At 71.8% G+C, this 6,211-nt stretch carries 5 protein-coding genes; all 5 read right to left on the bottom strand.

The genetic code is table 11. The annotated features are described in order from the left end of the window. Window positions 1-19: 19 nt before the first annotated feature. The 5 genes from sucD to ACFWM7_RS14230 all read right to left on the bottom strand — a co-directional run bounded on the left by sucD (window position 20) and on the right by ACFWM7_RS14230 (window position 6,080). A complete protein-coding gene (gene sucD / locus ACFWM7_RS14210) occupies window positions 20-904 on the bottom strand; it encodes a succinate--CoA ligase subunit alpha (RefSeq protein ID WP_383259983.1) in 885 nt (294 codons plus the stop codon). A gap of 21 nt (window positions 905-925) precedes the next feature. After that, entirely contained in the window at window positions 926-2,107 is a 1,182-nt protein-coding gene (gene sucC, locus ACFWM7_RS14215; protein ID WP_383259985.1) for an ADP-forming succinate--CoA ligase subunit beta, read from the bottom strand. Window positions 2,108-2,490: 383 nt separating this feature from the next. Continuing rightward, on the bottom strand, window positions 2,491-3,600 hold the full coding sequence (locus ACFWM7_RS14220; RefSeq protein ID WP_383259987.1) for a hypothetical protein: 1,110 nt from the start codon (window positions 3,598-3,600) through the stop codon (window positions 2,491-2,493). A 106-nt stretch (window positions 3,601-3,706) separates the two neighbouring features. Continuing rightward, window positions 3,707-4,750 carry a hypothetical protein gene (locus tag ACFWM7_RS14225; RefSeq protein WP_383259989.1) on the bottom strand — a complete coding sequence of 348 codons (1,044 nt, stop codon included), beginning with the start codon at window positions 4,748-4,750 and terminating at the stop codon, window positions 3,707-3,709. 115 nt (window positions 4,751-4,865) lie between these two features. After that, entirely contained in the window at window positions 4,866-6,080 is a 1,215-nt protein-coding gene (locus ACFWM7_RS14230; RefSeq protein ID WP_383259995.1) for a VWA domain-containing protein, read from the bottom strand. Between the last annotated feature and the right edge of the window lie 131 nt (window positions 6,081-6,211).

Here is a 6,211-nt window from a genome sequence, read left to right on the forward strand (position 1 = left end):
CTGCGGACAGCGGCCTGCGTCAGCCGCCGAGGATCTCGCGCGCCAGCTTGGCGGTCTCGGTCGGCGTCTTGCCGACCTTCACGCCGGCGGCCTCAAGGGCCTCCTTCTTCGCCTGGGCGGTGCCCGAGGAGCCGGAGACGATGGCGCCGGCGTGGCCCATGGTCTTGCCCTCGGGGGCGGTGAAGCCCGCGACGTAGCCGACGACCGGCTTGCTGACGTTCTTCGCGATGAAGTCGGCGGCACGCTCCTCGGCGTCGCCGCCGATCTCGCCGATCATCACGATGAGGTCGGTGTCGGGGTCGGCTTCGAACGCCGCGAGGGCGTCGATGTGCGTCGTACCGATGACCGGGTCGCCACCGATGCCGACGGCGGACGAGAAGCCGATGTCACGGAGCTCGTACATCATCTGGTAGGTCAGCGTGCCGGACTTGGACACGAGACCGATGCGGCCGGGCTTGGTGATGTCGCCCGGGATGATGCCGGCGTTGGACTGGCCCGGGGTGATGAGACCGGGGCAGTTCGGGCCGATGATCCGGGTCTTGTTGCCCTTCTCGTTCGCGTACGCCCAGAACGCGGCGGAGTCGTGAACGGCGATGCCCTCGGTGATGACGACCGCGAGCGGGATCTCGGCGTCGATCGCCTCGACGACGGCGGCCTTGGAGAAGGCCGGCGGGACGAAGAGGACGGACACGTTCGCGCCGGTCTTCTCCATCGCTTCCTTGACGGAGCCGAAGACCGGGACCTCGGTGCCGTCGAAGTCGACGGACGTACCGGCCTTGCGCGGGTTGACGCCACCGACGATGTTGGTGCCGTCGGCCAGCATGAGCTTGGTGTGCTTCATGCCCGTGGCGCCGGTCATCCCCTGGACGATGACCTTGCTGTCCTTGGTGAGGAAGATAGCCATGGTGTTGGAGTCCCTCGTCCCTTACTTCGCAGCCGCGGCGAGCTCGGCGGCCTTGTCGGCCGCGCCGTCCATGGTGTCCACGCGCTGCACGAGCGGGTGGTTGGCGTCGGAGAGGATCTTGCGACCCAGCTCCGCGTTGTTGCCGTCGAGACGCACGACCAGCGGCTTCTCGACCTTCTCGCCCTTGGACTCCAGCAGCGCGAGCGCCTGAACGATGCCGTTGGCGACCTCGTCACAGGCGGTGATGCCACCGAAGACGTTGACGAAGACGGACTTGACGTCCGGGTCGCCGAGGATGATCTCCAAGCCGTTCGCCATGACCTCGGCGGAGGCGCCGCCGCCGATGTCGAGGAAGTTGGCGGGCTTCACGTTGCCGTGGTTCTCACCGGCGTACGCGACGACGTCCAGGGTCGACATGACCAGGCCGGCGCCGTTGCCGATGATGCCGACCTCGCCGTCCAGCTTGACGTAGTTGAGGTTCTTGGCCTTGGCGGCAGCCTCGAGCGGGTTGGCTGCGTCCTTGTCCTCCAGAGCCTCGTGCTCCGGCTGGCGGAAGTCGGCGTTCTCGTCGAGCGAGACCTTGCCGTCCAGCGCCAGGATGCGGCCGTCCTTGGTCTTCACCAGCGGGTTGACCTCGACGAGGAGCGCGTCCTCGGCGACGAAGGTCTCCCACAGGGTCACCAGGGCCTCGGCGACACCCTCGGCCACGTCGGCCGGGAACTTCGCCTGGGCCACGATCTCGCGGGCCTTGACGATGTCCACGCCGGAGTTGGAGTCGACCGGGACCTTCGCGAGGGCCTCGGGGGTCTTCTCCGCGACCTCCTCGATGTCCATGCCGCCCTGCACCGAGGCCATGGCCAGGAAGGTGCGGTTGGTGCGGTCCAGGAGGTACGAGACGTAGTACTCCGCCTCGATCTCCGGCGACAGCTCGGCGATCATCACCTTGTGGACCGTGTGGCCCTTGATGTCCATCCCGAGGATGTCGGTCGCCCGGGCGACCGCCTCGTCGGCGTCGGCGGCCAGCTTGACGCCGCCGGCCTTGCCGCGGCCGCCGACCTTCACCTGCGCCTTGACGACAGACTTGCCGCCCAGCTTCTCGGTCGCCTCGCGGGCTGCCTCAGGCGTGTCGATGACTTCACCGGCCAGCACCGGTACACCGTGCTTGGCGAAGAGGTCCCTCGCCTGGTACTCGAACAGGTCCACGCGCGTCCGTCCCTTTTAGTGGTATCGCGGTTCGTTCTTCTGCGTGGGCGTGCCGCGAAGGGCAACGTGACTGCGCTGTCACAAGGGAGGCGTACACGGTGTCCGAGTACGCGGCATGTCCATCCGGCAGGTTATCCCCGCGCTCCGTGTGACCCTAAATCGCAGATCACACCTGAGCGGTGATAACGGTCACAGAGGGTGGCCCTCTCCGGCCCCCGGACGGGGCTCGCCGGGAGCCGGGGAGGGCTGTTCGGCAGCCGGAGCACCCGGCCCGGGCCCCCCTGGGCCGGGTTGCTCCGCCACGGCGAATCGCTCGCGCCGCTCACGCCGCTCGCGCCGCTCGCGTGTTCACGGCGCTCGCGTGTTCACGGCGCTCTCGCGCTCTACCGCGCCGGCACCGCGTCCGTCACGAAGGACGGGGTGACCGAGGTGAGGCCCTGGACGCCCGCGCCCACGTGACCGACGGTGGGACCGGTGTCCTCGCGGACCGTGTCCGTCAGACCGCCCGCGAACGGGCGGGCCTGCGCGCCGACGCCCTCGGCCAGCGGCTGCACCCGGGTGGTGACCCCCTGGGCGAACGGTGCGACCGCGTCCCCGGTCAGTCCTTCGGCGAGCGGCTGCACCTCGGAGGCGACGCCCCCGGCGAACGGCACGGCCGCACCGGTGACGCCGGCCGCCAGCGGCTGGACCTCGGTCGTGACGCCCTGCACGAAGGGCGCGGCGGCATCGCCGACGACGCCCTGGGCGAACGGCGCGACCTCACCGACGACGCCCTGCGCGAGCGTGCCGACGTCGCCGACCGCCTGCCCGACGACCGGGAGCGCGACGTCGACCGCGCCCGCGGCGAGCGGCGGCAGCACGGAGTCGGACGTCTGCCCGACCACGGGCCCGGCCTGGGCCAGTGCGCCCTGGACGGCGGCCGGCGCCTGGTTCTGCGCGTAGCCGGGGATCTGCTCGATCGGCCCGAAGAGGTAGTCGATCTCGTCGACCGGCGCCTGCACGTCAGGGACCTGGGCGTCCCGGAACTGGGCGCCGGGGATATGGCCGGCTCCGGGCAGCTGCTGTACGTCGCCGAGCTCCGGGGCCTCGGGGGTCTCCGGGATCTCCGGGGTCTGCGGAGCGCGCACCTGCGACGGGAGGCTGTCCCGTACGTCGGCCGCACCGGTGGCCTTGCTCCCGGCCTCCGTCAGCGTGTCCTTGACGCCGTCGACGCCGTCGATGCCGTCGATGCCGTCGAGGCGGTCGACGGCCTTGGTGTCGGTGACGTCCTTCACGTCCTTGACGACCTTGGCGTCGGTGACGTCCTTGACGGCCGTCGCGTCCGTGACGCCCTCGACGGCCTCCGTCGCGTCGGGGGCCTCGGCCGCCAGGTCCGGGGTGGAGAGCGGTACGGAGACGGGCAGTTCGGCCGCGCTCGCCGCGGCGGTGCCGAGCGCCCACATACCGGTGGCGGTGGCGGCTACAGCTATGGATCGGCGCATGTTCTTGTGCATGGGTGTGTCAGATCCTTCGAAGGTGTTCGGCAGTCCGGAGAAGTCCGGACGCGGGCAGACCTGTTCCGCCCCCGCGCGGCAGGTCGAGGCGGGGGAACGGCCTGCCCTAGCCGGGGAATTCGAGGATCTCGCCGGATCTGTCGGGTATCGGGGCGACGGTCCCCGGGAGGCCCGCTCCCCGGACGAGCGCGGTGTACGGACCGCCCGGGGCCGGGGTCGCGTGCAGGTCGCCGCCGCGCGGCCCCTGGGCATCGGCTACCGCCGTACGCACGAGGTCGCCGCAGGGGTCGAACGGTGCGCGGTCCTGCGCGGGCGTGGGCGCGGCGCTCTGCGCGGGCCCGGCGTGCGGCGTGCCGGAGCTGTCCGGCACAGCCGGGGCGACGCTCGACGCGGCCCCGGTGCTCCGGTCGTGACCGTCCGCGCGCTCGGCCGAGGCACCCGGGGTCGCGGTGCCGCTCTCGGCGCCACCACCGGCGTCCGGCACGGACGGTGACGGAGCACCCGGTACGTCCGGTGCACCGTCGGGCACGGGCAGCACCGAGAGGAGCGGAGGGAGTCCCGGCAGGGACGGCACCAAGGGCCGCACCTCACCGGCGATCCGGTCGACGGCGGCGCGCACACGAGCGGGTGCGGCGGCAACCTCGGGCGCGGGCACCGCGGCAAGAGCTTCGGCGGGTGCGGTGGGGTCGGTGACGTCGGCGATGTCGGTGATGTCGCTGGGTTCAGCGATGTCGGTGATGTCGGCGTGGTCCGTGGCCCGTTCCGCCTGAGGTTCGGCTGCGGCCTTCTGCGCGCTCTGCTGCTGCGCGACCTGTTGCCGTGCGTCCTTTTGCTCTGCCGGCCGGTCGACCAGGTCAGCGATCGGCTCGACGACCTCGTCGGACACCGGCTCGGCGACCCGCTGAGCAAAAGGCTCAACTTCCGTGCGGGCGGCGGCCTCCGGAGCTGCGTCCTTCGGCACCGCGTCCGCCACGGAGGCGGTGAGCCGGCCCGGGCCCGTCCGCTCCTGCGCCTCCGCGCGGCCGCCCGCGAGGAGGCCGAGGGCCAGCAACCCTCCGAGGAACAGCGCCACCTGGACAGCGCGACGCCCCACCCTTGCCCGCGTCGGGCGCGGGTCGGCGGCTGCGCGGGCAGCGGCGGTTGCGGTCACCTCGGGTGGCTCCTGGTACGCAGGCGGGCGGAGACGGAGGGGCGGCGGAATGCACCGCTCCGCGAACGACGGGTCGATGCTTGCACGAGCCCGTGGGGGTCACGCAAGTCCCTGACTAGGGTTGGGCGTCCTTGTCCGGTATGGGCAGCGGCCTCTCCTCGATCGCGGCCGCCATGACGTCCGGGAAGAGATCCGGCGTACAGGCGAACGCGGGTGCCCCCAGCGCTGCGAGCGCCGCCGCGTGCTCGTGGTCGTACGCGGGGGCTCCCTCGTCGGAGAGCGCGAGCAGCGTCACGAACTGCACGCCGGAGGCCTTCATCGCGGCGACCCGCTTGAGCATCTCGTCGCGTATGCCGCCCTCGTAGAGGTCGCTGATGAGGACGACGACGGTGTCCGCGGGGCGGGTGATCCTCGACTGGCAGTAGGCGAGCGCCCGGTTGATGTCGGTGCCGCCGCCCAGCTGGGTGCCGAAGAGGACGTCGACCGGGTCGTCGAGCTGGTCCGTGAGGTCGACGACCACCGTGTCGAAGACGACGAGCCGGGTCGACAGGGTGCGCATGGAGGCGAGCACCGCGCCGAAGACCGAGGCGTGGACGACGGATGCGGCCATCGAGCCCGACTGGTCGACGCACAGGACGATGTCCTTCTCGGCGGACCGGGAGGCGCGCCCGTAGCCGATGAGACGCTCGGGAACGATCGTGCCCTTTCTCTCCCCCTTGTCCTCCGCGCCTCCCGGGACGAAGAGGTAGTTCTTGAGGTTGGCCCGGATGGTGCGGTTCCAGTCGATGTCCCGGTGGCGCGGCCGGCTGATCCGCGCCGCGCGGTCCAGGGCCCCGGTCAGGGTGGCTCTGGTGCGGCTCGCCAGCCGTTTCTCCAGGTCCTCGACGACCTTGCGGACGACGGCGCGTGCGGTCTCCTTCGTCGTCTCGGGCATCGCCTTGCCGAGGGAGAGCAGGGTGCCGACGAGGTGGACGTCCGGCTCGACCGCCTCCAGCATCTCCGGCTCCAGGAGCAGGGTCTCCAGGCCGAGCCGGTCGATCGCGTCGCGCTGCATGACCTGGACCACGGAGCTGGGGAAATAGGTCCGGATGTCGCCGAGCCAGCGGGCGACGGAGGGCGCCGACGCGCCGAGCCCCGCCGAACGGGCACCGGAGCCCCTGCCGCCGGGCTGCTTGCCCGCGCCGCCGCCGTACAGCGCGTTCAACGCACCGTCCATCGCCGCGTCCTGGCCGGTGAGGGCGTACCCGGTGCTGTCGGCGGCGTCCGCGCCGAGCACCAACCGCCAGCGCCGCAGCCGTTCGGCGTCGGGCGACTGTGCCGTCTCCTCCATCGGGGCCGTCCTCGTGGTCGTCCTGATCGTCCTGGTCGTCGTCATACGGCCGCCTCCGCGGGCTCGGGCGGGCGGCCGAGCAGCAGGCGCAGCACCGGCTCCACCGCGTCGGCCCTGGCCCGGTCGAGCCC

Origin of the sequence: Streptomyces sp. NPDC058375 (assembly GCF_042723425.1) — a bacterium.
Lineage (GTDB): Bacteria > Actinomycetota > Actinomycetes > Streptomycetales > Streptomycetaceae > Streptomyces > Streptomyces durocortorensis.